General features: G+C 37.5%; 6 protein-coding genes. 2 read left to right on the top strand and 4 right to left on the bottom strand.

The features are described 5' to 3' along the window. Nucleotides 1–254: 254 nt before the first annotated feature. Together cobM and ACM0OR_RS27565 are read left to right on the top strand one after the other, a co-directional pair. Nucleotides 255–1037, top strand: a complete 783-nt coding sequence (gene cobM, locus ACM0OR_RS27560) for a precorrin-4 C(11)-methyltransferase (protein WP_414579588.1) — start codon at nucleotides 255–257, stop codon at nucleotides 1035–1037. Between the two features lie 81 nt (nucleotides 1038–1118). Further along, nucleotides 1119–1472 (top strand): phenylpyruvate tautomerase MIF-related protein, encoded by a 354-nt coding sequence (locus tag ACM0OR_RS27565; RefSeq protein ID WP_414579589.1) that lies wholly within the window; start codon nucleotides 1119–1121, stop codon nucleotides 1470–1472. 72 nt (nucleotides 1473–1544) lie between these two features. Here the strand turns inward: ACM0OR_RS27565 and ACM0OR_RS27570 are convergent, their stop codons facing one another. The 4 genes from ACM0OR_RS27570 to ACM0OR_RS27585 form a co-directional block, all read right to left on the bottom strand. Continuing rightward, nucleotides 1545–2009: a hypothetical protein gene (locus tag ACM0OR_RS27570; protein ID WP_414579590.1), complete on the bottom strand. Its 465-nt coding sequence runs from the start codon at nucleotides 2007–2009 to the stop codon at nucleotides 1545–1547. A gap of 62 nt (nucleotides 2010–2071) precedes the next feature. Next, entirely contained in the window at nucleotides 2072–2416 is a 345-nt protein-coding gene (locus ACM0OR_RS27575; protein WP_414579591.1) for a hypothetical protein, read from the bottom strand. Between the two features lie 384 nt (nucleotides 2417–2800). Then, on the bottom strand, nucleotides 2801–3193 hold the full coding sequence (locus ACM0OR_RS27580; protein ID WP_414579592.1) for a hypothetical protein: 393 nt from the start codon (nucleotides 3191–3193) through the stop codon (nucleotides 2801–2803). 24 nt (nucleotides 3194–3217) lie between these two features. Further along, complete coding sequence (locus ACM0OR_RS27585; RefSeq protein WP_414579593.1) at nucleotides 3218–3835, bottom strand: hypothetical protein; 618 nt, start codon at nucleotides 3833–3835, stop codon at nucleotides 3218–3220. Nucleotides 3836–4816 lie beyond the last annotated feature (981 nt).

A 4816-nucleotide genomic window follows, 5' to 3' on the forward strand; every position in this document is an offset into this window, starting at 1 on the left:
GACAGGTGACAGGTGACAGGTGACAGGTGACAGGTGACAGGTGACAGGTGACAGTGAGTATATAATGCCCAATGCCCAAAAATAAAAAATGCCCCAGAGTTTTGTTTTCTCCAGGGCTTAACCAGGGTGCATCTACCATTACTCTCTACTACTCCTATAGGGATAATCCGGAAAGATACTGAGCAAATTTCCAAAAAATTTTTTGGGGGTGAAATAACACCTGGTAATTACTTAGGGTTTATTGGAATTTACGTATGAAAGTTAATCAAAGTCTCTTAGAACCAAAAGTATATATTGTGGGAGCAGGCCCCGGAGATCCAGATTTACTAACGCTCAAAGCTCAAAAACTGCTCGCTGCGGCAGATGTGATTTTATTCGCTGATTCGCTAATTCCGGAACAGGTTTTGCAGTTTTGTCGGGAAGATGCGGAAATTATTCGCACTGCTGATAAAACTTTGGAAGAGATTCTACCTCTAATGATCGAACAGGTGCGATCGCAGCAAAAATCTGTGGTACGTCTCCAATCAGGTGATCCCAGTCTCTACAGTGCTATACATGAGCAAATGCAGCTTCTGGCTGAAGCTAACATTCCCTTTGAAATTATCCCAGGTATTAGTGCTTTCCAAGCCGCGGCCGCTAAACTCAATGTAGAGTTGACTGTCCCCGGTTTAGTGCAAACCATCATTTTGACACGCATTAGCGGACGTACAGAAGTCCCTGTCAGGGAAGAGCTAGCCTCTTTAGCCGCCCATCAAGCTAGTTTGTGTTTATATCTGAGTGCGCGTCATGTAGAAAATGCCCAGGCTAAATTACTAGAACACTATCCAGCAGATACCCCCGTAGCTATTTGCTTCCGCATCGGCTGGCCAGATGAAAAAATTAGGGTTGTACCTCTCACCCAAATGGCAAACTGTACTCAGCAAGAAAATCTGATGCGTACAACGCTGTACATAATTAGTCCAGCATTATCGTCAACAAACGGGCGATCGCGCTTATATGATCCTGAGTATAGTCGCTTATTTCGTCAGGTTGGGTGATAGGTATAGGGACTATTGATTTCTTGCACCAGCAACTTAGGTTAATATTAAACTTTGAATTTTGAATTTTGAATTGATAGTATGCCTCTAATTAAAGTCCAAACTTCTGCATCTGCACCTGAAAAAGCTGAAGTTGAGGCTATGTTGAAAAGCCTTTCAGCGAAGTTAGCCAAGCACTTGGGAAAACCAGAATCTTATGTGATGACTGCCTTTGAAGCGGAAATTTCCATGACTTTTGCTGGCACTATAGAACCAGTTTGTTATGTAGAAATTAAGAGTATTGGCACAATGAAGCCCAATCAAACTGAGGCGATGAGTCAGGATTTTTGCCAGCAGATTAATCAAACTCTTGGAGTACCCCAAAATCGCATTTATATCGATTTTGCTGATGCTAAAGGGTCAATGTGGGGCTGGAACGGCTCAACTTTTGGTTAGATTTATTGACCCAGTTTCTTGAAGATGCTGGGTTGATTTAATTTGCAGTATAACAACATAGCGACCGCGCTCCTAGGGCTTGAGGATCACAAATGATTTATTGACGAGAATATCGTTTTGAAACCGCAGTTTAATACTACTGTATATACTGCGATCGCCTAATTTTTGTTCGTAGTTTTCACTTGTATAAATATCTTGGTTATTCCACTGATAAACCTGTTCATGAATTTTTCCATCAGCAGTATCAATATTATTGTCATAAATTAAAACACCATCCCAGCCGATAATGGCAATCACTTGCTGATAAGTCATACCTACAGATATAGAGTCATATAACTCTTCTCTGATTTCATTAGGCTTGGTTTCATTTGGTAGCTTTCTCGGCTGAATCTGTATATTTCCAGGAATATTTTGCTTTAACTCCTTAGATACGGAGTTGATAAATAACGGAGGCATTTGTCCGTTTGGTATATCATTTAAATAAATAAAAACCAAAACAACAAATAACTCACTAGATACTAATATAGTATATTTCATACTAAAAAATAGCAGATATTGCACCTTAATTTCTTCACAATCAATTTTCAAATTACTGATAATTAACGAATACCTGCACTGCTCTCTTGGGAACGAATGTATGAGTTCCTCACAGTATTGACAGTACCCCATAGTCTAGTTCTTGTATCTTCGTAAAAGCTACCTTTCACATAAGAACCACTATTATGAACCGTAAAACTATTCAAACTTTCTCCACCTTGACGCTGAACTTCAATCTTGTTAGTAGAAAAATTGTAATTTTCATGGCGGTTTGAATAGATTGTAATATCTATCTTGTCATGATCCTGAGTTCTATTACCCCGAAGTGTCCATTTGTTAAAAACAAAAGTTTCACCAGCTAAAGCAGGGCTACTGACAAAAGTAGCAAGAATAACTAAACAAATCATTTTTTTCATATTAATCTATTCATCTATCACATTATTTTTTTGATAGAACTTACCCAACTGACATATTGTTTATGTAGGGTGTGTGACGCTGCAAAAGTATTTGAACGTAGTTATCAGACTCATAGCGTCACCCACTAACCATCAATTTTTACATTTGCGTAAGTAGTGCTTGAATTGTTTAGAACTTACCCAACTGACATATTATTTATGTAGGGTGTGTGACACTGCAAAAGTATTTGAAAGTAGTCATCAGACTCATAGCGTCACGCACCAACCATCAATTGTGACACTTGCATAAGTCGTGTTTGAATTGTTATAAAACAAGTAGCAGGGTGGAATAACCACCCTACAATACTTTATATTTACATTCAGCAGTATTCAGAATTAACGAATACCTGCTGTTGTTTCGTGAGCTTTACTACCTGAATATGTGTCAGTCTTAATAGTACCATAAACGTTAGTGTGATTGGTTTCAAAATATGTACCAACTAATCCAGAAGCAGCATTATGTTGCGTATAATCGTCGTAAGAAACTGTTGTAGAACCACCACACCAATAACTACAATACTTAGTAGAAACATCACCATCAATGTAAGTTTTATCAGCTACAGAAAAATATTTTTCAGCCCTCACAGAATAAGTATTAGAATCAAGGTTTAAATGGGTGGATGTGTGGCTCTTACTCCATGAATCTTCGTTACGTACAAAAGTTTCACCAGCTAAAACAGGGGTAGCCAAGAAAGTAGCAAGAATTGCTAAACCAAGAGCTTTTTTCATGAGTTTATCCTCGTTGTAAATTAGTTAGTTGTTATTTTCAGCCTCATTTTTAGGTAATTCTTGAGGCTCGAACCTGATAGATTTGTTAGGTTCATTTGTATTAGTTCTGTTTATTGCAACTCCTTGACAGACAGCAGAAATAGTAGGAAAGCTGTCAGGGTTGAGTTGGATACCAGCACTGATTAGTTCAGCACAGGCACGAGCATTGATAATTTCTACGTCATATTGAGTTTTACGAGCAATAGTTTCAGCCATTCGCTTGCAAGTACCCTCTAAGCTTCCACCCAAAGGGAAAACTAAAGCAGCATTTACACCATAAGAGGCATTGTTGGAGAAACTAATCCCGTCATAAGAACTGAAGGAAGTCCCTAATATTAGAGAGGGGCGCGGACACACAACATGGATTCCAGCTAGTCCTTGAATCTTATAAGTAGCCGATTCACCCAGGTTATAGACTCCTGTTTGATTAATTGCCGCAGAGTTACGCTGTTGGTTATCAAGACTCTGCTCTTGATTCGGTTGAGATTGAGAATTAACAGAGTTATTGACAGTTTGAGCTTGAGATTTGAGATTGGTATTAACTATTCCTAAAAGACATATTAAGGAATAATTTGTGAATATTAGTAGAGCTTTTTTAAACATTTGAGTTTTTTTAGATATTGCAAAAGAAGGATTTTTAGAAGAGTCATTAGGTAAGTAGGCTGGCATAGTCCCGCTAAAATAGTTGGGGAAAATAAATTAGGATTTAGCCTAATTTATTCCTGCTTTCCAGGTGAATATTGTGACTACACTAAACAAGCAGAAGTTAGTCATAACAAGAAGCATTATTGGCTTCAATTTATTATTAGACTCCACCACTTCACCTCCTCTTTCCTACCTCCTGCATCATCCCAACGACAAATTTTTATGCTGATCTACTGAGATGAGGTATGGGATACCTCCCCTCAATTAAACAATAATAAATCTCATTTAAAACTCGACGAATTACGCTTTATTTACACTGGAAATGATTAATTTTGTCCACCTTTTGAGTTCGTTAATCATCACAAATCAATATTCTCAATGATCTCAAAAAAACACGAGGGGGGTTTTGTGGGATTAAGTGGGATATTGGAAATATTAATTTTTTTGAATGGTAATAGATGAGTGGATATAAAGTATGCTGAGTCTTTACAAGAATCAAAAGAGCAGGATCATAGCTTTAACGCGAGATCAAAAAAATCTACTACAGGACTGATCTTTTATCTTTGACGGTTCGTAGTAAAGACTAAAATCCTTACTACAAAAAAAGCTTATCCTCCCCTGTCCATAGCCTAGTACCGCCGTGCAATACTTTGACAAGCTCAGTAACCCAATCAAAAGTCAAAAGAATTGTATTTCGGGCTTGTGCATCATTTGAAATAGTACGTTTATTTACGCTGCGTTGTACTATAGGACTCCTATTTGATTTTTGAAAAACCAAATTGCCTAGAAGCTTGTCATACAAAGGTTTCTTTCTCAGTATACTTAGCAAGAATCAAGTCGGATTCCTATAGCCTAGAGTTAAATCTAAAGTTTACGGAATAGGTTGATAAGTAATCAAACAAAATTAATTACACAAATTAATATACAATATAATTTAGG

The organism is Anabaena sp. CCY 9402-a (assembly GCF_963920945.1).
In the GTDB taxonomy this organism is placed as follows: Bacteria; Cyanobacteriota; Cyanobacteriia; order Cyanobacteriales; family Nostocaceae; genus Trichormus; species Trichormus minutissimus.